We start from the raw sequence: 22,828 nt of genomic DNA on the forward strand, positions 1-22,828 counted from the left end.
GCCAAGAATCTGCACCGATACTCATCGAGTCACAAAAAATGTGCGAGCGGTCACATTCCTGATCGTGAAGAGCAGGCGAATCGCGAACTGAAGACGAGGGAGTCCACGATGAGCGTCGACAACATGCCGAAACCCGAGAGCCAAGCCCCACCATCGGGGCTGAAGAAGGTGGTCGGCGCCTCGATGGCGGGCACCGTGGTCGAGTGGTACGAGTTCTTTCTGTACGGCACGGCGGCCACTCTGGTCTTCAGCAAAGTCTTCTTTCCTGGCGGCGGCAACGAGCTGGATGCGATCATCGCGGCTTTCATCACCTACGCCGTCGGATTCGCCGCCCGGCCACTCGGCGGAATCGTCTTCGGATATTTCGGAGACAAGTTCGGCCGGAAGCAGTTGTTGCAGTTCAGTTTGCTGCTGGTCGGCGCCGCAACGTTCTTGATGGGCTGCCTACCGACCTACGGTCAGATCGGCTACTGGGCGCCGGCACTGCTGGTCACGCTGCGCTTCATCCAAGGATTTGCTGTCGGCGGCGAATGGGGAGGGGCGGTACTCCTTGTCGCCGAGCACAGCCCGAATCGATCTCGCGGGTTCTGGTCGTCCTGGCCTCAGGCCGGCGTACCGATGGGCAACCTGGTGGCCACTGTCGTGCTGTTGATCCTGACGTCGACGCTCTCGGACGAATCCTTCATGAGTTGGGGCTGGCGCGTTGCCTTCTGGCTCTCCGCGGTGATCGTTCTGGTCGGGTACTACGTTCGGACCAAGGTCACCGACGCTCCCATTTTCATTGCGGCGCAGAAGGAAGCAGAACTGGTCAAGGCAACCTCGTACAGCGTTTTCGAGGTGGTCAAGCGTTACCCGCGCGGAGTGTTGACCGCGATGGGCCTGCGTTTCGCCGAAAACGTCATGTACTACCTCGTGGTGACATTCTCGATCACCTACCTCAAGGTCGTCGTTCATGCGGACACGGCGCACATCCTCTGGTGGATGCTGATGGCACATGCCGTGCACTTCGCAGTGATTCCGTTGGTGGGCAAACTGTCCGACACGATCGGTCGACGCCCGGTGTACATGATCGGCGCCGTCACCGCTGGAACATGGGGATTCTTCGCCTTTCCGATGATGAACAGCGGGCACAATGCAATCATCTTGTCGGCAATCATCATCGGGCTTGTGTTCCACGCGTTCATGTACGCCGGCCAACCCGCGATCATGGCCGAGATGTTCCCGACCCGGATGCGCTATTCGGGTGTCTCCCTGGGATATCAGGTCACGTCGATCGTGGCAGGTTCACTGGCTCCGATCATCGCGACCGGACTGCTGAGCAAGTTCGACTCCTCGGTCCCCATCGCGATCTATCTCCTGCTGGCATCCCTGGTCACTATTGTCGCAGTCGTTTTCGCGCGGGAGACCAAGGGAATCTCGCTCGAGTCCGTCGATGCTGCCGACGCACGAGTGCTCGCCGACGAGCGGGCCGGTGTTTCCGCATGACGCTCTCCGGCAAAACGGCACTGGTCACCGGTGGTGCCAGCGGTATCGGCGAGGCGTGTGCTCGACTCCTTGCCGCCCGCGGCGCCCACGTCACCGTCGCTGATCTCGACGACGTCGCCGCGAAGGCGCTGGCCGACGAGATCGACGGCACTGCGTGGGCCGTCGATCTCCTCGACACCGACCAACTCGTGGATCTGGCACTCGAGACGGACATACTTGTCAACAACGCCGGCATTCAACGGGTCAGTTCCATCGAGGATTTCGACGTCGAGGACTTCCGGAAGATTCAACGCCTCATGGTCGAAGCGCCGTTCCTCCTGGTCAGAGCGGCCCTGCCGTACATGTACCGCAAAGGATTCGGGCGCATCGTGAACATTTCCTCGGTCCACGGGCTCCGCGCTTCGGCATTCAAGAGTGCGTACGTCACGGCAAAGCACGGACTCGAAGGGCTGTCGAAAGTTGTTGCGCTCGAAGGTGCCCCACACGGTGTCACCAGTAACTGCGTCAATCCGGGCTACGTCCTGACACCACTCGTGCGATCCCAGATCTCCGACCAGGCAAAGGTTCACGGAATCAGTGAATCCGAGGTTGTCGAGAAGGTGATGCTCACCGAGAGCGCGATCAAACGGATGGTCGAGCCCGCAGAAGTGGCATCGCTGGTGGGGTGGCTGGCATCGACCGAGGCGTCGATGGTGACGGGGGCTTCGTACACCATCGACGGCGGGTGGAGCGCCAGCTAGATCACTGGGGCTGCTGTGTTGTTCAAGCTGCCGGGTTCAGGCTTCGGGAATCTCGATTCCGAACTTCTCGCGGGTGATGACCTCGGGTTCGGGACCGCCGCGAACTCCGGTGTCGAGTGCGTCGATTGCGGAGAGTTCTTCGGCGGTGAGTTCGAAGTCGAACACGTCGAAGTTCTCCGCGATCCGCGAGGGAGTCACCGACTTGGGGATCACCTGGCGGCCCTGCTGGAGGTGCCAGCGCAGCATCACCTGTGCAGGCGACTTGCCGTGAGCGGTCGCGATGGCGCCGATGGTGGCGTCCTCGAGGGTCGAGCCGTGGGAGCCGTCGCGGTAGAACGTGATTCCGCCGATCGGTGACCATGCCTGAGACAGAATCCCGTGATCGGCGTCGGCCTCGAGCAAAGTCGACTGCCTGAAGTACGGATGAACCTCGATCTGGTTGACCGCCGGCACCACGGACGTTGCGTCCAGGAGTCGGGTGAGGTGATCCGGCATGAAGTTACTGACTCCGATGGCGCGGACCTTGCCGTCGGCCAGAAGCGTTTCCAACGCCCTGTACGCGTCGATCGTGCGCTCGAACTCGCTCGGCAACGCCTGATGGAGGATCAGGAGGTCGAGTTGTTCGACACCGAGTTTGCCTGCGCTCTTGTCGAAGGCATGCAGAGTCTCGTCGTATCCGTAGTCGGTGATCCAGACCTTCGTCTCGACGAAGATGTCCGCGCGATCGAGTCCGGATCGCCGGATCGCCTCACCGACTCCCTTCTCGTTGCCGTAGGCCGCGGCAGTGTCGATATGGCGATAACCCGTCGACAGCGCGGACTCGACGGCGGCGAGTGTTTCGTCCGGCGGCGTCTGGTACACGCCGAAACCGAGCGCGGGGATGTCGACGCCGTTGTTCAGTTTCAGACTCGGGATGCTCATGTCGTCCACGGTAGCGGCGGCCGGGGGTTCGGCGGGAGTGACTGCTCAGCCGGGTAACGGCAGTACCTCCCTCGACCGGCAGTACTTCAGCTCGGTTGGCAGGTGCCGCCGATGGGTAAAGCCTGCGCTCGTTCGCCTACCCAGCGGCCGATGTCGCTGAGCATCGCAGTACCGTCGGCGAAAGTGCCCGAGTCCGGCTTGGCTGCGATGGCGACAGCGAGTTGTCCGGTGCCGCTGCTGATGATCCCGAATTGGCGGACCAGATAGCCGCCGTCGTCGTCCGGCCCCCACCCACCTTTGAATCGAGCGGCTGGGATCACTCCCAGGCCCCACTGTTGGTCGGGGCTGATGCTGCCCATGAGCCCGAAGACTTCGGTGGCGTCGCTCCGGCATGGCAGGGTGGCGGCGAATTGCGCTTGGACGGCAAGTGGCCATTGTGTTTGACCGAACGAGCTGAATTCTGGTCTTAGCGTGCGTGATTCCACGGTGGTGGACATATCGCCGGAGGCCACGAGGACTGACTCGACCTTCGCTGCGGCAGTGGTCGGATCGCCGAGGCCTCGCCACAGTTCTTCGGCTGATTCGTTGTCGGAGGTGGTGATCGCCTGCTTGACCGTTGTGAGTTCTGTGTTGTCGGGTTCGTGGAGGGCTGCGATGGACAGTGGGACTTTGATGGTGGACCAGGCGACTCCGTTCTGCCACTCGCCGGCAACGAGTGACTGACCTCCGCCGACGGGCACGAGTGCGATACCCACGGCGCCGCCGAGGGTGTTGCCCAGGGCCTCGAATCCGGCGAGCGGGCCGACACCGTTGCCCGGGGCGGCAGGAGTCTCTGTCGGCTCCGGTGGAACGACGACGATTTCGGTGATCGTCTCGACCTTCTCCGACGACTCGTCTCGCGTCGGAATCGTGCAGCCCGCGAGGGCTGCTGCAGAAGCAGTGGCGAGTGCAACCGCCAGGAGTCGTCGGCGCGTCCCGCTACGAGCCTCGACGCACTGCTCAATAGACATAGACCACCGCGTTGTTTCCGCCGGTACACGTGACGACTTTGTTGCCGGCGCAGTTCATCGAGTACCGAGTTCCCGTGACCGGACTGACCGCGCTGATGGAGACCGGGCCGCCGCGTCGACCCTGGCTCACGTACTGGTAGCGCACTTCTTCGGCGAACTCACAGGACGTCACGCTGGTGCCGACGGCGGACGTCGTGAATTCGTTGTTCGAGAACACCGATCCACAACGCGCTGCGCTGCCAGGGACCGACTCGTTGGGCGCGGGTGTGACGACGCCGTTCTGCGGCGCGGCCGCAGGTGAGGTGATCACCACGGTTTCCGTGCGTGCGGTGTTCTCGTCGGAATTGTCGTTCAAGACGAGAGGGAGAACCCATACGTAGACCACGACGGCGACGAGTGCGACTGTGACAACTCCCAGTAGGACCCACAGCCATGCATACGATTTCGGCGGGCGGGGAGGCATCGGCGAATATCCAGTGCCTTGACCGTATGGGGGCCGGGGCGGGGTGTAAGCAGGCTGATGTCCCGAGTACGGAGCCTGACCGGGTGTGATGCCCGGCGGCGGAGGAGGGGGCGGAGGGAGAGGTGTCGTGTGGTTGGGGTCGTTGTTCCAGGGATACGGCGACTGTGGTGTTGTCATTGCGGGCTGCTCCTCTGCCTACTTGATAGAAGTGGGCCGAGTTAGTCGTCGATCACCGCACATCGAAATTGCCGATTGTTAGGTTTCTGCGAATTGCCCGTCTTAGTTATATACGACCGGTCTGACTTCTTTTGCACTTGTGGCTCGTCAATGAGTGAGCACTATCTTCAACCCGACTATGAGGGTGGCGACGGCAGCGAGGCCGAAGGCTGCCAGATGTGTGTTCGTACTGACTTTCTCGCCGTGCAGTCGGCTGATCACGTAACTGGTGGAACCGATCCGCAGGATCAAGACGATTTCCGCGATCAACTGCGCCGTCCGTGGTTCCAGGAAGTTGAACCACGCCGTCGCGAGAATGACGACAGGAACAACCGCAGAGGTGAGGATCGGGACGGAATCGCGAAGCGAGTCGATTCTCTCCGCGGTCGTCAGTCGGCGATCGTTGCGAATGCTCTCGCCGACGCCCTCGGCAAATGTGTGGGCGATGTATGTCGACAATGCCGTGCCGACCACAATCGCGGCGCCGAGCGATTCCTGAGATTTCGTCACCGGTATGAGTGCGGCGAGGACAAGAATGTTGCCGTAGATGTACGCGGTGGTCCTCGCGGCCACACGTTCTTGTCCCAGCGGCGCACCGTGAGACGTGATCGGACGGTTCAGCAGGGTTCGCAGGTCCCACTCCATGTTCAGAGCATGGCAGATCAGACCCTGGGGCTGTAGTGCATCGGGTTATCTCGCTGCTCGAGCGGGGGCAGGTTGCGCGCCGGTGTGTGGACCAGTGGTGCATTGGCGGGGATTCGGCCGTCAGCTCGATCCCATCCCGCGCGAGCACGTGGCTGATACCGGTATCGCCACGGCACCAGACGGAAGACGGCGTTGACGGTGCGGCCGACAGCGTTGTGAATTTTCTGATCGCGACTGGTCCACGAGTAGCCGAGTAGGTCTCGAACCGGTTGGTCGTACATTCCGACCGTCAGCCACACGAATCCGCGGGCGAGGGGGATTCGGGCGAGCCTCCACAACGGATCGGGTAGCCACGTCATGTACGGGGGCTTGCCGAGTCCCGACAGGTCGAGGACGTCGCGGGTCGCCTTGTTGTCTTCGAGTACGTTGCGGCACATGTGGTCCCAGTACTCCTGAAATGCTTCCCAGGTCTCGGGAACAGGGCGCATGCTCATCTCGTACAGGCGGTACCACTGAATGTGCTCGGTGAAGAGCTGACGTTTCTGGGCCTCGGTCAAGCCACCGGAGAAGTTCTCGGCAGTGACGATGGTGCCCATGAAGAATGTTGCGTGCGCCCAGTAGAAAGTGTCGGGATCAAGTGCGTGATACCGACGCCCCAACTTGTCGACGCCCTTGATTCGTGTGTGATAGCCGCGGACTTCTTCGGCTGTCTGCTGCGCGCGATCGCCGTCGAAGACCACGCCTGCAATGGGATACAGCGAGCGGTACAGTCGTTCCCACCGCTCGTCGAAGAATTGCGAATGCTCCTCGACTCCGGCGCCGAGGCCGGGGTGCATGTTCTGCATCGAACCGGCCCAGACGCCTTGCAGCATCCCGCGCCAGTCGCCGAAATACTTCCACGTCAGGGAATCCGGACCGAGGGGAACCGGGGTGCTGCTGTCGTCAAGTTGACTACGCATGTTGTCAGATTAGGATCGACAACAGCGGTAGTCAAGGATCGGATACCGGGTGCATTGAAGATCAAGTGTCGGCGAAGTGGGGAAGTTGTGAGCATCGAAGAACGCAGGGCCACTCGAAAGGCGACGTTGTTCGACGTCGGAGTGACACTGCTCGGTGCGGTCGACGGTCCGGCCGTCAACGTGCGTGCGGTCTGCAAGGCTGCCGGTCTGACCGAGCGGTACTTCTACGAAAGCTTCACCGATCGCGATCAGTACGTTGTCGCGGTCCACACGTTTGTCGCCGAGCGCGCGCAGTCGGCGCTTGCGTCGGCAGTGGAGTCGGAGACGACATCCGAGGCCGTCGCCACCGCTGCGGTCGACGCTTTCGTCAAGCTCATGGTCGACGATCCGGCGATGGGGAGAGTGCTCCTGATCGCCCCGCTCTCGGAACCCGTCCTGAGCGGCCGCGGTATCGAATCGATGCCGGCGTTCGTCGACCTGGTGTACGACCAGTTGTCCGAGATCGCTGATCCCGTGGACAAGCAACTGGTGGCAGTCGGACTGGTCGGGGCGTTGTTCACACTGTTCATCGGTTATCTGGACGGCACGATCGTCGTGGACCGTGATCGATTTGTCCGCCACTGCGTCAGGCTGCTGATCAACGCTAACCAGGCGTGAAGGGCTGGCAGGCCGGGCAGAAGAAGATATTTCGCTCGGTGAGCTGATCCGGTCCGAGGATGTCTTCTCTGATGCGAGTTCCGCAACGGCGGCATGGTTTTCCGCGTCTGCCGTACACCCATGTCTGCCTACCGGGGCGGGTGTCGCCGGTGGTGACCCGGATGCGACGCGACTTGTTGACGTTGATGGTGCGAAAAGACAGATCCACTATCGCGTCGAGATTCCCCGCGAGATGTGTCGGCGTTTTCGGGTGAATACCTCGTAGGAAGCAGATCTCGTTTCGGTACACGTTGCCCAGTCCGGCCATCACCCGCTGATCCAGGAGCGCGATTCCGATCGGTACGGAGTCGGCGGCCCGAAGATTTCGGGCGGCCACGGAACTGTCCCAATCGGTCCCGAGCAGATCCGGTCCGAGATGTCCGACGGCCTCCTGTTCCTGCCCGAGTTCGAGGATCTCGGTGATTCCCAGTGAAAAGCCAACTGCTACAGAGTCTTCGGTGGCCAAGATGATGCGCGCTTGATGGGCGGGTCGGCGCCAGCGCTCGCCGGGGCGATAAATCTGCCACTGACCTTCCATCTTCAGATGCGTGTGAATGGACGCTTCGCCCACTCGGATCAGGAGATGTTTTCCGCGGCTGGCGACGGAATCCACGCGGTGGCCCGAGAGATCAACCGTGGCGTAACGAGGAACGCGGACGTCGCAGGTGGTGAGTACCTTCTCGGCCAGGGCAGCGCGCAGTTCATTGGCGGCCCGCCACACGGTATCGCCCTCAGGCATGGTCGCCGCACCCACACTTCAGGATCTCAACTTCCACGATCTCAATCATCATGACCCCAATCCTCATGACCGCAACCGGAATCCGCGAGGGGTGGCCGCGAAGCCGGCTTCGACCAGGACCGGAGCAAAATCGTTGCCGTGGATGGTCTCTCCGTCGACCTTCTCCACTACCAACTTGTCGATGGCGCGAGAAGTCACCTTCTGAGCAAGTGACAGTGCTGCCAGGCGCAACGTTCCGCCGTCGTCGGTGAATGTCAGGATCGTGCGACCGCCGCGCTCTACGAACAGAACCAACTCACCCTCCACCAGAACTACCAGTGCGCCGGCTTTTCGTCCGGGTCGGTGTCCTGGTGACTCTTCGCCCCCCGACGCCGGCCACGGCAGCGCCGCGCCGTACGGGTTTGCCGGGTCGCACGCCGCGAGAGTGACTGCAGCCGAGGAGGTGTGGCGCCCCTCGATGGAATCACCGAACGTCCGCAAGCGGTCCACCACGGGAGGCGTCGAGAATTGAGCGCCGCCCAGGGTGTCCACGAAGTATCCGCGTCGAGCGCGCCCGTTGTCCTCGAACGTGCTCAGTACCTTGTAGATCAACGCGAAACCGCCCGGCACGTTCTCGCTCATCACCGAACCGCGGGTGACGACGCCGTATCGTTCGAGCAGCAGATCAGCCGTGGCGTGCGCCCGGATAGTGGGGTCAGGTTCGATACCTGGCAGCTGGAACCACCGACCGGAGGCGGTTGCCGGTCCCGTGCGCGCGGGCGTGGAAGCGCGGGCCATTCCGCGGTACGGACGGGCCCGCGGAACACGGCGAGGCGATCGGTGACTGGTTGTTGTTCTGGTGGTGTCGGAGAGAAGTGCGCGCAGCGGTGCAACGGTGTCGTTACCGATGTGTCCGAGCCACACCAACTCCCACAGTGCCGTCGTCACCGCACTGTCGACCGTGTCCGCAGCCGACTCCGTAGTTCGCAACGCGTCGACCAACTGGCGGAAGAAGTAGGCACCGCCGCCGGACAGCAGGTCGAGGATGCGCTTCTGCAATTCCGAGACGTCGGTGTCGGCGGGTGAATTGAGCGTGATCGGTGCCAGATCGGCGGGGTGCAGCACTACCCACCCGTCTTTGCCCGAGATAGCTCCCGATCCGGACCACAGGACTTCACCCGTCGACGTGAGTTCGTCCAACATCGCGGGAGAGTAGTCGGCAACTCGGCTCGGCAGGATCAACGATTCGAGAGCGGACGCCGGAATCGGAACGCCGGCAAGTTGATCGACCACCGTTGCAACACCGTCGATTCCTCGCAGCGTGCCGCCCACGTGCTGCCAACTGGGAAGGAATCGTCCGAGCGTCGCGGTGCTGACCGGCTCGACCTCCTGCCGTGCCGCGGCGAGCGAGCGACGCCGCAAGCGACGCAGGACCTCGGCGTCGCACCATTCGCTCCCGGTTGCAGACGGGCGGAATTCACCTTCCAGCACCCGCTTTTCGAGCGCGAGCCGACCGAGAACGTCACGCGCGACTGATACTCCGAGACCGAAGCGTGCAGCCGCGTCGGCGAGAGTGAAGGGACCGTGGGTGCGGGCGTACCGGCTCAGGAGGTCGTCGAGTGGTTGATCGACCGGCTCGATGAACGCGGCCGGAACGCCGATGGGTAGGGGAACGCCGAGTCCATCGCGAAGCCGCGCTGCATCTTCGACGACGGTCCACCAGCTCTCGCCCGCATACGAGACGTGGAGGGCGCGTTTGTCCGTAACCAACTTCTCGAGCCATGAGACCGGGTCCTCGAGACAGCGTTCGGTGACTTCTTCGGTGGTCAGCGGGCCGAGCATGCGGAGGAGGTCGGCAACACCCTCGAGGTCCTTGGCCTTTCGGTCAGGGACGAGCCGTTGCAGTTCACGTTCGGCCTGCTCGATCACTCCGGCGTCGAGGAGCTCGCGTAGTTCGACGCGGCCGAGGAGTTCGGCCAACAGCGTGGAGTCCAAGGACAAAGCGGCGGCGCGTCGCTCGGCGAGGGGGCTGTCGCCCTCGTACATGAACGCACCCACGTAGTTGAACAGGAGCGCACTGGCGAACGGAGACGGAGAGGCCGTCTCCACCTCGACGATTCGAATCTGCCTTTTCTCGATCTTGCCGAACAATTCCTTCAGTGCAGGCAGGTCGTAAACGTCCTGCAAGCACTCGCGTACGGTCTCGAGCAGGATCGGGAAGGTCGGGAACTTGCGGGCGACGTCCAGCAGTTGCGCCGACCGCTGACGCTGCTGCCACAGTGGTGCACGTTTTCCGGGATTGCGGCGGGGGAGAAGCAGTGCGCGGGCGGCACATTCGCGGAATCGGGAAGCGAAGAGCGCGGAGCCGCCCACCTCCTGGGTGACCAGATCTTCGATGTCCTCGACGTCGAAGGTGAACAGTTCGGCGCCGGGAGGTTCGTTCTCGGTGTCGGGGAGTCGGATGATGATGCCGTCGTCGGAGGCCGTCGGGCTGGAATCGACGCCGTATCGTTCCTGCAGGCGCGCCCCGATGGCGAGGGCCCACGGTGCGTGAACCCGTTGGCCGTACGGGGAATGCAGCACCAGACGCCAGTCACCGAGTTCGTCGCGGAAGCGTTCGACCACCAGGGTTCGATCCGACGGCACCTGCCCGGTGGCATTCTTCTGCTCACCGACGAGTTGGATCAGGTTGGTAGTCGCGTTGTGATCGAGCCCGCCCACGCGGCAACGCTCGACGACGTCGGCTTCGTTACCCAGCGCGGTCTCTCGAACGAATTGTCCCAACGCCTGTCCGAGTTCGGCGGGGCGACCGAGTCCGTCGCCGTGCCAGAAGGGCAAACGACCCGGCATGCCGTAGGCGGGGCTGACCAGAACCCGATCGAAGGTGATCTCCTCGATCCGCCAACTGGTGGCGCCGAGCGCAAAGACGTCGCCGACCCGGGATTCGTAGACCATTTCCTCGTCGAGTTCGCCGACGCGGGACGCTTTCTCGCCAACCATGTAGACGGTGAAGAGGCCGCGGTCGGGGATTGCGCCGCCGGAAGTGACGGCCAAACGCTGCGAACCCGGGCGGCCCGTGAGCGTGTTGGACTCACGATCCCAGACAAGGCGAGGACGTAACTCGGCGAACTCGTCCGAGGGGTACCGCCCCGCCAGCAAGTCCAGAGTCGATTCGTACGCCGAACGGGGAAGCGTTGCAAAGGAACCGCTTCGGCGCACCGTCTCGAACCAGTCGTCGACGTCGATCGGTTCGAGAGCGGTGGCCGCAACAGTTTGCTGAGCGAGGATGTCGAGGGGATTGGCCGGAACGGCCATCGCTTCGATCTTGCCTTCGACCATGCGCTCGACGGTCACCGCGCAATGAATCAGGTCGGTGCGATGCTTGGGGAAGACGACGCCTCGCGATATCTCGCCGACCTGGTGGCCGGCGCGACCGACACGTTGCAGGCCGCTGGCAACAGAAGGCGGTGCCTCCACCTGGATGACCAAGTCGACGGCGCCCATGTCGATTCCGAGTTCGAGACTGCTGGTGGCGACGACGCATCGCAATCGACCCGATTTGAGGTCGTCTTCGATGAGGGCTCGCTGGTCTTTGCTGACCGATCCGTGGTGGGCGCGAGCAAGGAGGGGTTCTGCGCCGTAGTTGACCTCGGTGGGAGCCCCGATCTGCGCGGGCGGGCGAGATGTTTTCTCGACGGCCAGACCGATGCGTTCTGCATGAATCTCGTTGAGCCTGGCTGTCAATCGTTCGGCGAGGCGGCGAGAGTTGGCGAACACGATGGACGATCGGTGGTCGAGAACGAGGTCGACGATCTGTTCCTCGACGTGGGGCCAGATCGAACCGGCTTGCGGGGTGGGAGATTCGGAACCGTCGTCCGGCGTCGCGATCCCCAGTTCGGTCATGTCCTCGACGGGAACACGGACCGTGAGGTCGAATGTCTTGGCGGCAGGCGGTGCCACGATTCGGATCGGTGCCGAACCGGCGAGGAACCGCCCGATCTCCTCGTGCGGACGGACAGTGGCCGACAATCCGATGCGTTGCGCCGGACGCTCGAGCAAGCCGTCCAGGCGTTCCAGTGAGAGCGCAAGGTGCGAGCCACGCTTGGTACCCGCCACCGCGTGAACCTCGTCGACGATCACGGTGTCGACACCGACCAGTGTTTCCCGGGCAGCGGAGGTGAGCATCAGGAACAACGACTCAGGCGTGGTGATCAGGATGTCCGGAGGACGTTTGATCAACGAGCGTCGATCGGCCTGGGACGTATCGCCGGAACGGACACCGACGGTGATCTCGGGCGGGGTGAGGCCTAGACGCTTCGCCGTCTGCGTGATGCCGACCAGCGGCGCGCGAAGGTTCCGCTCGACGTCCACACCCAGCGCTTTGAGCGGCGAAATGTAGAGGACTTTGGTGGCGCGTTCGCCTTCGTCCTTGGCGGCGAGTTGATCGAGCGCCCACAGGAACGCCGACAATGTCTTGCCGGAGCCGGTGGGTGCGACGACAAGAGTGTGAGAGCCACTCGCGATGGATTCCCAGGCACCGAGCTGCGCAGCAGTCGGCGCGCTGAAAGCCCCGCCGAACCACTCGCGTGTGGCGGGCGAGAACCTACCGAGGACGTTGGTCACGACCACCATATTGCCCCTTCCCACCGACAGCGTGTTCGTGCCTGCAGCCGAAGCGCAGAGCATACTATTTGCCCTGTTATAGCGATTCTCTTGTTATCGAGAAGGCGAGTGCCTGATGGAAGCAGTCAAGATTGTCCTCGAGCTGGCGGTAGTGCTCGGGGCGATTGTCATGGGTACCAGATCGAGCGGTGTCGCTCTCGGTCTGTGGGGCGGCGCAGGTGTTGCCGTCCTCGTGTTCGTCTTCGGAGAGGACGTCGGCAGTCCGCCGGTCGACGCTCTCCTCATCGTCCTGTCCGTCGTCCTCGCGTCGTCGATGATGCAGGCGGCCGGTGGTATCGACTGGATGGTCACCATCGCGGCCAAGTTGATCGAATCTCGCCCGAAACAGATCACGCTGATCGCGCCGTTGGTGTCATTCCTGTTCTCGGTCGGTGCCGGCACGTCCAACATCCTCTACCCACTGCTCCCCGTCATCTACGACGTCTCGTACAAGAACGGTGTGCGGCCGTCACGACCGCTGTCGCTGTCAGTTGTCTCGACCGGTGTGGCGCTGGCGTGTAGTCCGGTGTCCGCGGCAATGGCGGCAATGGTCACGCTGACCGACGTGCCGCCTTACGATTTCGAACTCATCGACATCATCAAGATCACCTTCCCGGCTGCTGTTGTCGGCATCGTCCTTTCCTCCATCGCGGTCAACCGACTCGGCAAAGATCTCGACGACGACCCGGAGATACAGGCGAAGATGAAGTCGGGCGAATTGGCCGGACCTGGTGCAGCCTCCAAGACCGAACTCGTCTCGACGAAGACCGGACGAAACGCGGCACTGATCTTCCTCGCCGGCGTCCTGGCTATCGTGATCTTCGGCCTGTTCAAGGGGATTCGTCCCGAAGCTGCCGACGGTACTCCGATGGGGATGACACCGATCATCGAAATGCTGATGTTCGTCGTGGGTACGTTGATCCTGCTGGTGTGCCGCCCGAATGTCGCCGACGTGCCGTCGTCGACGGTGTTCCGTGCCGGTATGGTCTCGGCCATCGCGCTGTTCGGTCTGGCATGGCTGACGGACACGTTCATCAGCGCCCATTCCGAGCTGATCACGAGCACCGTCGGCGACTGGGTCAACGCCGCGCCGTGGATCTTCGCGCTCGGTGTCTTCCTGGTCTGTGTACTGACGACCAGTCAGTCGACCGCTACGAGGACCATCGTGCCGATCGGTCTCGCTGCCGGGATTGCACCCGGTCTGGTGAGCGGAATGTGGGCCGGAGCGTTTGCCGGCGTCTATCTGTTGCCGACAAACGGTTCGCAGATCGCGGCTGCGAACTTCGACCTCTCGGGCAGCACGAAGCTCGGTTCCAAGCTCGTCGACCACTCGTTCTTCCTGCCGACCATCATCTTGGCCGTCACGACGATTGCGGCCGGCGCGTTGTTCGGAGTGGTGCTCGGTTGAGTATTGCGGCTGAGTCAGCCCTGAGTGACAGCGCTGAGTCAGCTGTTGCGGTAGTGGTCCCAGCTCGCCTTGCACGCGTGGGCGAGCTGGTCCACCCGTTCGGCGTCGGGTGTAGGCCAGTCGACGCCGGGTTCCATGATGTAGGCGGCCAGTTCGTCTCCCAGTAGGAATTCTCGTTTGAATTCGGCCTGAACCGCGCTCAACGTGATCCCGGCTTCGGCGGCGCGGGCGCTCAATTCGGCGAATCTGGCTCCGGCTCGAATGATTTCGAAACTGCCGAGGTACGGCTGATTGAGAGCGACGGCATCCGGATCGTCGACCTGAAATCCCTTGCGATGTGAGACCGCCAGTGTGCGAATGAGCTCCGGATCCATCGTCACGGGATTGTCGCCGCGTCGATTACCGTCGTGATCGCCACGATTGGAGAGTGAGACGACGTCGGGGAGCCGATCTGCTTCCGGCCGTTCGACATTGACGGCGCCGTCCTGCCGGGTGGTGTGGTTCATCGTGTCGTGGAACGACAAGGTCGTGAACGATCGACCGAGTTCGAAGCTCTTCGCCACCATGGCTTCGATCAGTGCGTCGCGAGTTCTCTCGTAGACGCCCAAACCGTGTTCAGCTGTCTCGGTGAAGGTCTCGGCGAGGTCCTTCCAACCCGCGTCGTCGGTCGGCTCGAGCAGCAGGGGGTAGAACGAGAAGGTGACAGGGCGAACTGCGTCGACGCCGGTGAGGTCCGCTTTGTTGCCGGCACCGGCCTCGTGGACGCGGGCGAATGCTTCGCGCAGTGACGCTTCCAGGTTTTCGGGCTTCGCACGGTTGGGATCGCGAATCATGCGAGGGTGCGGATTCTCCACGTACACGATGCGCGAATCGATTTCGGCCCAACGGCGCACGATGGGACTGGTGGACATGTCGGTGAAGTCGAACTGCAGCCGCTGTGTGAACTCGGGTGCGAGAAAACGTGAGAGTTCTGCTGGAATCGCGGAACCCGAGTGTGGGCAACTGACAAGAAGGTCGGCGTCGGCGATGGCGTCGTCGAGACTGCGGGAGTCGCGATCGGCATAGAACGTCAGGTCCTCCGGCGTGAACACGGTTCCGGCCGGGATGAGTACTGGTTCTCCACTGGTCATGAGCCCCAGCGTAATCGAGTACAACCGTGCGTACTCAGTATCCGCTGAGTCGTTCCACGAGAGCTGTTTTGATCTCCGGGCGACCAGCCGCGACAAGAGTGAAGGTGGCTTCACGCATGAGCCGCTCGGGGGTGTTGCTGCCGACCAGAGCGCGGCTTCCGGTCGCAGTCACGAGTGCGGCCGACGCGCGTATCGCAAGTTCCGACGCTCGGGCGCGGGCGGCCGACATGTCGCCGCCGTCGCGCAGTGCTGCATCGAGATCGGCGCGCGCCCGGGTGGCTTGTTCCTCGAACGCGTCGGTGTCGACTCCCAGATCCGCAAGTTCGGTGACAGCGCGGCGGGTGATGCCCATGGCCATCGCGCCGTTGAGCCACAAGCCGGGGAGCTGGGTGCTCTGGAATTGTTCGTCGCTGACGACAGCACAGACGTCGGTATCGGGAATTTCGAAAGCGTCGAACACGATTCGGACGGTGTTGCTCCCGCGCGCCGCGATCAGTGGAAGCTCCTCGATCGTCAGACCCGGAGCCTCGCCCACCGGTACGACGGAATGAACGATGGAATTGTCGAACTCGTCGCGCGCCGACACCAAGAGAACATCGACGATGCCCCAACCGGTGACGAAGGGGGCGATCCCGTCGAGGACGTAGCCGTCGTTCACCCGCTTCGCCCACAGGAGCGGTGGGCGGGGGATGGCGCCGGCATAGGCAACCCCACCGCGAATCGTGCCGGAAACCAGACCGTCCCAGTATTGTTCGCGCAGAGGTGCATTGGGACTCGCCGCCAGGGCTCCGACGACGCCGTGATGCTGCATCCAGGTGAACGTCGTCGCGAGGCAACCGCCGCACAAGGTTTCGAGGACCTCGACCAGTTCTTCGCTGCTGGGGCCACCCTCACCGAGGGCGGCGATGCCGTAGAAGCCGTCGGCGGCGAGCGCGTCGAAATGGCTGCTGGGGATTTCTCCGTCGGCGTCGACGCTGTCGGCGACGGGAAACAGAACGGTATCGGCGATTTCGCGCGCAAGTTCCGGCCACATGGTCACGCTGTCAGGGTAAGCCGTGAGCCGGGGGTTGTGGTGTGGAACTACAGCCGCGCATCTAGAACGAGGGCGGCGAACTCACGATGAGGAACCTCGCGACCGCATCGGTGCGATTGAACCACCGGTGCGGGATGGTCGAGGTGTAGAGGAGGGTGTCGCCTACGTGAAGAACGTGATGCTCGTCCAGTCCCACCTCGACCTCGACAGATCCTTCGAGAACATGAATGAACTCTTCGCCGGCGTGCTCGGTGTGCTCACCTGCCTCGGAATGAGGTGCTGCCGTGATCTCGTTGGGTTCCATGGTCCGTGAGCCGGTGGAGCAGAATCGAATCACCGAATCGTGTGCCAGTTCGAAGGTTCGCCCCTCGCCGGCGCGGACGAGGCTGGACGGAGTTCGCTCACCCTGTGCCAAGAGTGCGTGCGCCGTGGTGCCGAGCGATTGCGCGAGGCGATGAAGGTTCATGACACTGGGTACTGCGTGGCCGTTTTCGGTCTGGCTCAGGAAGGGCTGGGACAAGCCCGACTTCACGGCAACCTCGCGCAACGTCAGTCCGGCTTCTTTTCGCGCCGTCCGCACGGCAGCCCCGATTGCGGTCGCTATCGCCTTCTGGTCGTCGTCCATGTGCCGAAGATAGCAGTGCTCTGGTGAAAGTTTTGATTACACAGACGAAACAAATTCGACCACGGTAAGAAATTATCGACGTGCTGAATAGTCCCGTACACGAAACACTTCCAGCTTCGGACGGAGATCGGCGCATGGCCATCCATCCTGTCGACCAGCGGCTCCCATTTGCCCGCCAGTCTGCTTTTGCTCTTCAGCACGTCCTCATCATGTACACCGGCTGCATCACGGTTCCGCTGGTTTTCGGTGCCGCCGTAGGGCTGGACCGCAGCACAGTCGCGATGCTGATCAGCGCGGACTTGCTCGTTGCAGGCATCATCACGATCATTCAGAGCCTGGGCGTCGGGAAGGTCGCCGGTGTCCGGCTGCCGATCGTCTGCGGGGCGACCTTCGCCGGGCTGACGCCGATGATTCTGATCGCCAAGGAGTACGGCCTGCAGGCGGTGTACGGGTCCATGCTGGTCGGTGGCGTAGTCGGCATTGCGTTGGCCGTGCCGTTCGCCAAGATCGTCCGATACTTCCCACCCCTGGTTACCGGCGTCGTCCTCACAGTGATCGGCATCTCGTTGATCGGTGTCGCAGGAGGACTGATCGTCGGAAACGACCCCACCTCCCCGTCGTTCGCCGACCCGAAGAATCTGGCGCTGGCTGCCGCAGTCGTTGTGGTCGCGGTGGCCTTCATCTGCCTCGGCCGCGGGATGTGGACGCAGCTCGGTGTACTGATGGCGCTGGTGATCGGCACCGTGATCGCCATCCCGATGGGCCTGATCGATCTGAGTGGCGTCGGCGGCTCGGCCTGGGTGGGCTTCCCGATGCCGTTCCACTTCGGCGCTCCGGAGTTTCCCGTCACCGCCGTGGTGGCGATGAGTATCGTCATGGCAGTCGTCTTCGCAGAGTCGACGGCGAGCATGCTGGCGGTCAGCGAGATCACCGGAAAGCCTTTGAAGAAAGCAGATCTCGCACGAGGGCTGGTGGCCGACGGGATGTCGGGAGTTCTGGGCGGAATCTTCAATGCCTTTGTCGACACCGTTTTCTCGCAGAATGTCGGCGCCGTTGCCACGACCCGGGTGTACAGCCGGTACGTGACCGCTACCAGCGGTGCCATTCTGATCGTCCTCGGCCTCATCCCGCGAATGGGTGAAGTGGTTGCAGCCCTGCCTGATCCGGTGGTCGGCGGTGTCGGAATCATCTTGTTCTCCACTGTCGCCGTGGTCGGAATCAACACGCTGCGCAAGGTCGATCTCAGCGACCCGATCAACACCACGATCGCCGCTGTATCGGTGGGGATCGGTATTCTTCCGGAATTTGCGGAGGGGATGTTCGAGCGATTCCCCTCCTCGGCTCAGATCCTCCTCGGTAGCGGCATCACCTTGGCTGCGGCCTCGGCCTTTTCGCTCAATCTGCTGTTCAATCACACCCGACTCGGTGAACTCGCGAGGCGATCGCGAGAGAGCCTCCATGCCACTGCAAAATCTGAACCCGCCACCAGCTCTGCAGGAGACGCCAGTGTCACAGTCCCAGTCTGATCCCTTCGAAGTGCCCGTCGTCGACATCTCGCCTTACGTGCTCGGTGGTGCCGACCAGGACAAGGCGCGAGTGGCTGCCGAAGTCGACCATGCTTGTCGGACTGTAGGTTTCATGCAGATTCGGGGCCACGGTGTTCCGGCCGCTGTTTCTTCCGGCCTCGCCGAAGCGATGGACGACTTCTTCGGGCTGCCGATGGAGACGAAGTCGGGCTACCGAATCGAGGGCGCGAATCGTGGGTACAGCCCGCCCAAGAGTGAGTCGCTGAGCCTGAGCCTCGGCGTCGAATCCGCGACCAGAATGAACGACTTTTTCGAGGCCTTCAACGTCGGAACCGAAGCCCGATCATTCACCGAACTCGAACTGTCGGAGGACGATTACGGAATCAACCTGTGGCCCGCAGTGTCTGGTTTCACGGAGCGGGTGGAGAATTACTACGCCCATGGCGAGCGGGTGGCACGCACACTGACCACCATTTTCGAAGACGCGCTCGGGCTGACCCCAGGATTCTTCGAGTCGATCACCGACCACTCCATCGACGTACTGCGGATGAACAACTACGCGTTACCCGAAGGGACGGTGACGTTGGACGGTGAGTTGAAGGGGATGGGCGAACATACCGATTTCGGGCTGGTCACCGTGCTGTGGGCGGATCAGGTCGAAGGTTTGCAAGTGCTCGGGACCGACCGACGCTGGCACGATGTCTGGCCGCACGACGGCGCGCTACTGGTCAACCTCGGGGATCTCACCGCGCGACTGACCAACGACAGGTGGATGTCCACGCCGCACCGAGTTGCGCCTCCGGTGGTGAACGGCACCATCAAGCGCCGGCGATCGGCGGCCTTCTTCCATGACGGAAACGTCGACGCGGTGATTGCGACCTTGCCGAGTTTTCAGGACGACTCCGGCTTGGAGTACGAACCCATTACCGTTCGCGATCACATCAAGGCCAAATTGGCCGGGTCGAGGCAGGGGAAGTCCAACGCCGCCGCAGGTCGTGAGGCGGCTCGGGTACTTTCGGCTGCAGAGCTCGAGGTCAAGCAGTGAGTGCACGGAACATCGTCCTGATCCACGGAGCATGGGCCGGCGGTTGGGTCTGGGATCGTGTGTGTGGCCCACTGAAATCGGCCGGCTTCAATCCTGTTGTGGTGGAGCTTCCCGGCTCGGGAAGTTGGAACTCAGACGACGTGATCGATCTCGATGTCGTTGCCGAACATGTTGTGGCAGTTGTCGAGTCCTTGGACGGGCAGTGCGCCCTCGTCGGTCACTCCGGCGGTGGCATCGTGGCCTCACAGGTGGCTGAGTTGCTGCCTTCGCGGGTAACGGGTCTTGTGTACGTCGCAGGGATGATGCTTCCATCGCAGACGGACTTCGGGATGCTCTGCATCGAACTCGGTCTGGAAAGTCCGGTCGGGATCTCACGTTGGTTGGTCCCCGCCGACGACGGGGATGCGACGGTGGTACCGCCCGAAGCCGGTGCCGCTGTGTTCTTCCACGAAGCGCCGGTGGCTGATGCGATCTTCGCCGCGCGCATGCTCGTTCCACAACTGGAGTCAGCCCGCCTGATGGCACCGGTCTGGACGGAAGAGCGATTCGGAACCGTGCCGAGGTTGTATGTCGAATGCACGCTGGATCGAACCGTGCCAATCGAGGCTCAACGCGCCATGCAGAGACTTGTCCCCGGTGCCCAGGTGGTCAGCCTGGGCACCGACCATGCACCGCAGTTGTCGGCGCTCCCGGAGTTGATCGACGCGATCACCGATTTCGCCCGGCAGGTGTTCAGCCGAACTCGACCCCTTGAGCCAGCGGAAGCTGGTCCGAGTAATTGACGGTATTGGTGGCTCGGCGCATGTATGCCTTCCACGAATCCGAACCCGACTCGCGTCCGCCGCCAGTCTCCTTCTCCCCGCCGAATGCGCCGCCGATCTCCGCACCGGACGTTCCGATGTTCACGTTCGCGATGCCGCAATCGGAGCCGTCGGCGGCGAGGAAGCGCTCTGCTTCTCGCTGATCGAGTGTGAAGATCGAGGACGAAAGTCCTTGAGGCACGCCGTTGTGCAGCGCAATGGCGTCGTCGAAGTCGGTGTAGGTCAAGACGTAGAGGATGGGTGCAAAAGTCTCCGCCCGCACCACCTCGGTCTGTGCGGGCATACGAACGAGGGCAGGTGTCACGTAGAACCCGGAATCGCCGACGCGGTCCCCGCCACACACCACAGTTCCGCCGTCCGCGCGTGCGGCCGAGAGCGATTTCTGCATCGTCTCGAACGCGGCTTCGTTGATCAGCGGCCCGACCAGAACACCGGAATCGAAGGGACTGCCGACCTCGAGCTGTGCGTACGCGGCCGCAACGCGCTCGACGACGTGATCGGCGATCGACTCGTGCACGATGAGCCGACGAAGTGAGGTGCACCGCTGCCCCGCAGTTCCGGCGGCGGAGAACACGATTCCGCGTACGGCAAGCTCGAGATCTGCCGACGGTGTGACGACTGCGGCGTTGTTGCCACCCAACTCGAGGAGGCTTCGCCCGAAGCGTTCGGCGACCCGCGGAGCCACCGCGCGGCCCATTCGCACGGAACCGGTGGCGCTGACCAAGGCCACCAGTGGGTTGACCACCAAGGCCTCACCGACATCGCGTCCGCCGATGATCAACTGGTGCACGTCGATCGGTGCATCACAGTCGGCGAGGGCGCGTCGGAGGAGGGCGTCACATGCCAGCGCAGTCAGCGGCGTGGTCTCCGAAGGCTTCCAGACGACGGCGTCACCGCACACGAGAGCGATGGCGGTATTCCACGACCACACCGCGACGGGAAAGTTGAACGCGGAGATGACCCCGACAACGCCGAGAGGGTGCCACGTTTCCGTCAACCGGTGTCCGGGACGCTCGGACGGCATGGTGCGTCCGTAGAGCTGCCGGGAGAGACCGACGGCGAACTCGCAGATGTCGATCATCTCCTGTACCTCGCCGAGAGCCTCCGAGGTGACCTTGCCTGCTTCGAGGGTCACGATCTCCGCGAGGTCCTCCTTGTGCTCGGTCAGTAGGCTGCCCAGCCGGCGCACGACCGCGCCGCGCGCCGGAGCGGGGACGGTGCGCCAGGTGAGGAACGCGCGATGCGCCGCGTCGACGGCGTCGTCGACCTCTCGGCCGGAGTGCTGCCGAACGGTACGCAGTTGCGTACCGGTGATGGGGGTTCGTGCGCTCAGGTCGCCGGCGGGCCACTCGACACCGCACGCGGCAAGGGCGCTTTCGGCGCGATCGGCGAGGCTCGAAGAATCAGGCAGGTTCACTGGGGAGTCCTCTGTTGTTGTGGGCGGGAGGCAGCACGGCACGTGACGCCTCTTGTTGTGCGCGGTACAGCTCGAACGGATCTTCGATGGTGCGGTCGATGGCGCCCTCCAATCGATCCTGCCCGTATTCGGCGCCGGGCGCATCGGAAACGAATCCGGTCACGGAATCGAGATTGGATGCGAAGATCCCGGCCGCGGAGGCAGGTAGGAAGTCCTCGTAGACGATCGGGTCGCGGACGACAACAGTTCCTTCGTTTCGGTACGTGAAGTACGCCAACCCCGCGGCATCGAGTTCGCTTTCGGAGTGCGGAAATTCGCTGTCCCAATCGGCGTCCTCGGGCGTGGCGATCAGTCGGTCGTAGATCGCTCGCCCGCTGCGGGTCAACGCGATTCCGCGTGCCTCCACCTCGCCGAATCTGACGCGGACGGGCTCAGTGGTGACCGATCCGTCGTGCTGACGGAAGAGTCTGTCTTCGGCCAATGCACGAAACGACGTCTGCCGCAGAAGTAGCGGTGGTCCGCTCCATCTCGGCGGGCCTTGGATGCGGTCGATCATGGTGATACCGCGCTCGGTCATGCGGCGGTACAACTCGTCGATGTCGAGCACTCGCGGGGTGAGGTGATTGACGTGGGTCGAGCCCTGCCCCGCAATGTCTGCAGCGACAGGCGAGATTGCGGCGAGTTCGCGGTACCAGCCCGCGTCGATGGGATCGGTGCCGAGCCGAAACGCCGAGGTCGCTGCATCGACGAACTGTGTCGCCTCGGGCTCCGTCAGGCCGCCCTCGCGACTCGATTGACGTGCCCACTGCAGAAGTTCGGGAGAGAACAGGGTCCGGCGACGCAGAAACCCGGTGATCCGACGCTCGAGGTCGGTGTCGAAGAACCTGGAATCGGAACTGGTCAGCACCGAGGTGAAAACGCGGAACGGGTTCCGGGCGAGTTCGGCGGGATCGGTGGGGCGAAATGCCGTCGAGACAACGGGAATGGGGGAGTCGGTGAGCCGGAGGTCGTAATAGCCGACCGGAAACATACCGAATCCGCCGAAGACGGTGGCTACGTCACGTAGTTCGTCGAGAGTCCCCAGTCTGATGGCGCCGTGACGCTCGGCGCTGACTCTCGCCAGGCTGCCCAGGCGCTCCGCAGAATCCGGATGTTCGGCGGCAAAATCACGGTTCACCTGCATCGTTACATCTACCAAGGTGTTGTAAGCGGGGACCTCGTCGCCATACATCTTGGCGAGGGCCGCTGCGAACCGTGCACGTAGCTCCCAGGTTTCAACCATACGAATGTCCGATTGCGTTAGCCTGC

The 22,828-nt window shown here is 62.9% G+C and carries 19 protein-coding genes; 7 read left to right on the forward strand and 12 right to left on the reverse strand.

Annotated elements, in window-relative coordinates:
• Nucleotides 1-108: 108 nt before the first annotated feature.
• Entirely contained in the window at nucleotides 109-1,485 is a 1,377-nt protein-coding gene (locus tag RHP72_RS10520; protein WP_311094653.1) for an MFS transporter, read from the forward strand.
• The gene (locus RHP72_RS10525) at nucleotides 1,482-2,225 is read left to right on the forward strand and encodes a 3-hydroxybutyrate dehydrogenase (protein WP_311094654.1); all 744 of its coding nucleotides are present in this window, start codon (nucleotides 1,482-1,484) and stop codon (nucleotides 2,223-2,225) included. Before RHP72_RS10520 ends, RHP72_RS10525 begins: the two co-directional genes overlap by 4 nt.
• A gap of 36 nt (nucleotides 2,226-2,261) precedes the next feature.
• Here the strand turns inward: RHP72_RS10525 and RHP72_RS10530 are convergent, their stop codons facing one another.
• From RHP72_RS10530 to RHP72_RS10550, 5 genes are all read right to left on the reverse strand, one after another.
• A complete protein-coding gene (locus RHP72_RS10530; RefSeq protein WP_064689003.1) occupies nucleotides 2,262-3,146 on the reverse strand; it encodes an aldo/keto reductase in 885 nt (294 codons plus the stop codon).
• Nucleotides 3,147-3,232: 86 nt separating this feature from the next.
• Nucleotides 3,233-4,156, reverse strand: a complete 924-nt coding sequence (locus tag RHP72_RS10535) for a hypothetical protein (RefSeq protein WP_030535049.1) — start codon at nucleotides 4,154-4,156, stop codon at nucleotides 3,233-3,235.
• Nucleotides 4,146-4,619, reverse strand: coding sequence for a hypothetical protein (locus RHP72_RS10540; protein ID WP_054781860.1), 474 nt, complete (start codon nucleotides 4,617-4,619; stop codon nucleotides 4,146-4,148). Before RHP72_RS10540 ends, RHP72_RS10535 begins: the two co-directional genes overlap by 11 nt.
• Nucleotides 4,620-4,943: 324 nt before the next feature.
• Nucleotides 4,944-5,480, reverse strand: coding sequence for a hypothetical protein (locus RHP72_RS10545; RefSeq protein ID WP_003940745.1), 537 nt, complete (start codon nucleotides 5,478-5,480; stop codon nucleotides 4,944-4,946).
• A gap of 17 nt (nucleotides 5,481-5,497) precedes the next feature.
• Nucleotides 5,498-6,439 (reverse strand): oxygenase MpaB family protein, encoded by a 942-nt coding sequence (locus RHP72_RS10550; RefSeq protein WP_217018669.1) that lies wholly within the window; start codon nucleotides 6,437-6,439, stop codon nucleotides 5,498-5,500.
• An 87-nt stretch (nucleotides 6,440-6,526) separates the two neighbouring features.
• Between RHP72_RS10550 and RHP72_RS10555 the strand changes: the two genes are divergently transcribed.
• Nucleotides 6,527-7,096, forward strand: coding sequence for a TetR/AcrR family transcriptional regulator (locus RHP72_RS10555; protein WP_007727263.1), 570 nt, complete (start codon nucleotides 6,527-6,529; stop codon nucleotides 7,094-7,096).
• Here RHP72_RS10555 and RHP72_RS10560 read toward each other — a convergent pair.
• Together RHP72_RS10560 and RHP72_RS10565 are read right to left on the reverse strand one after the other, a co-directional pair.
• Entirely contained in the window at nucleotides 7,083-7,874 is a 792-nt protein-coding gene (locus RHP72_RS10560) for a DNA-formamidopyrimidine glycosylase family protein (RefSeq protein WP_064688929.1), read from the reverse strand. The genes RHP72_RS10555 and RHP72_RS10560 overlap by 14 nt on opposite strands.
• A gap of 63 nt (nucleotides 7,875-7,937) precedes the next feature.
• Complete coding sequence (locus RHP72_RS10565; RefSeq protein WP_042449813.1) at nucleotides 7,938-12,485, reverse strand: ATP-dependent helicase; 4,548 nt, start codon at nucleotides 12,483-12,485, stop codon at nucleotides 7,938-7,940.
• A gap of 106 nt (nucleotides 12,486-12,591) precedes the next feature.
• Between RHP72_RS10565 and RHP72_RS10570 the strand changes: the two genes are divergently transcribed.
• Complete coding sequence (locus RHP72_RS10570) at nucleotides 12,592-13,923, forward strand: anaerobic C4-dicarboxylate transporter family protein (protein ID WP_003940851.1); 1,332 nt, start codon at nucleotides 12,592-12,594, stop codon at nucleotides 13,921-13,923.
• 38 nt (nucleotides 13,924-13,961) lie between these two features.
• Here the strand turns inward: RHP72_RS10570 and RHP72_RS10575 are convergent, their stop codons facing one another.
• Genes RHP72_RS10575 through RHP72_RS10585 form a run of 3 tightly spaced genes read right to left on the reverse strand, consistent with a single transcriptional unit; the run spans nucleotide 13,962 to nucleotide 16,711 of the window.
• Complete coding sequence (locus tag RHP72_RS10575; protein WP_166502036.1) at nucleotides 13,962-15,053, reverse strand: N-formylglutamate amidohydrolase; 1,092 nt, start codon at nucleotides 15,051-15,053, stop codon at nucleotides 13,962-13,964.
• Nucleotides 15,054-15,087: 34 nt separating this feature from the next.
• On the reverse strand, nucleotides 15,088-16,092 hold the full coding sequence (locus RHP72_RS10580) for an acyl-CoA dehydrogenase family protein (protein WP_081377504.1): 1,005 nt from the start codon (nucleotides 16,090-16,092) through the stop codon (nucleotides 15,088-15,090).
• A gap of 55 nt (nucleotides 16,093-16,147) precedes the next feature.
• Nucleotides 16,148-16,711 carry a helix-turn-helix domain-containing protein gene (locus tag RHP72_RS10585; protein WP_007727247.1) on the reverse strand — a complete coding sequence of 188 codons (564 nt, stop codon included), beginning with the start codon at nucleotides 16,709-16,711 and terminating at the stop codon, nucleotides 16,148-16,150.
• A gap of 134 nt (nucleotides 16,712-16,845) precedes the next feature.
• Between RHP72_RS10585 and RHP72_RS10590 the strand changes: the two genes are divergently transcribed.
• From RHP72_RS10590 to RHP72_RS10600, 3 genes are read left to right on the forward strand one after another with little or no spacing between them, the layout of a single operon-like run.
• Nucleotides 16,846-18,237 (forward strand): uracil-xanthine permease family protein, encoded by a 1,392-nt coding sequence (locus RHP72_RS10590; RefSeq protein WP_007727244.1) that lies wholly within the window; start codon nucleotides 16,846-16,848, stop codon nucleotides 18,235-18,237.
• Nucleotides 18,218-19,282, forward strand: coding sequence for a 2-oxoglutarate and iron-dependent oxygenase domain-containing protein (locus RHP72_RS10595; RefSeq protein WP_311094655.1), 1,065 nt, complete (start codon nucleotides 18,218-18,220; stop codon nucleotides 19,280-19,282). Before RHP72_RS10590 ends, RHP72_RS10595 begins: the two co-directional genes overlap by 20 nt.
• On the forward strand, nucleotides 19,279-20,064 hold the full coding sequence (locus RHP72_RS10600) for an alpha/beta fold hydrolase (protein ID WP_030535042.1): 786 nt from the start codon (nucleotides 19,279-19,281) through the stop codon (nucleotides 20,062-20,064). The genes RHP72_RS10595 and RHP72_RS10600 overlap by 4 nt, the downstream gene beginning before the upstream one ends.
• On the opposite strand, the gene RHP72_RS10605 is transcribed toward RHP72_RS10600, so the two are convergent.
• Together RHP72_RS10605 and RHP72_RS10610 are read right to left on the reverse strand one after the other, a co-directional pair.
• Nucleotides 20,015-21,520 (reverse strand): aldehyde dehydrogenase family protein, encoded by a 1,506-nt coding sequence (locus RHP72_RS10605; RefSeq protein ID WP_260646254.1) that lies wholly within the window; start codon nucleotides 21,518-21,520, stop codon nucleotides 20,015-20,017. The two genes, RHP72_RS10600 and RHP72_RS10605, sit on opposite strands and share 50 nt — an antisense overlap.
• Nucleotides 21,507-22,802, reverse strand: a complete 1,296-nt coding sequence (locus RHP72_RS10610; protein ID WP_064074932.1) for a VOC family protein — start codon at nucleotides 22,800-22,802, stop codon at nucleotides 21,507-21,509. Before RHP72_RS10610 ends, RHP72_RS10605 begins: the two co-directional genes overlap by 14 nt.
• Between the last annotated feature and the right edge of the window lie 26 nt (nucleotides 22,803-22,828).

It is taken from the genome of Rhodococcus sp. SG20037 (genome assembly GCF_031763325.1).
In the GTDB taxonomy this organism is placed as follows: Bacteria; Actinomycetota; Actinomycetes; order Mycobacteriales; family Mycobacteriaceae; genus Rhodococcus_F; species Rhodococcus_F qingshengii.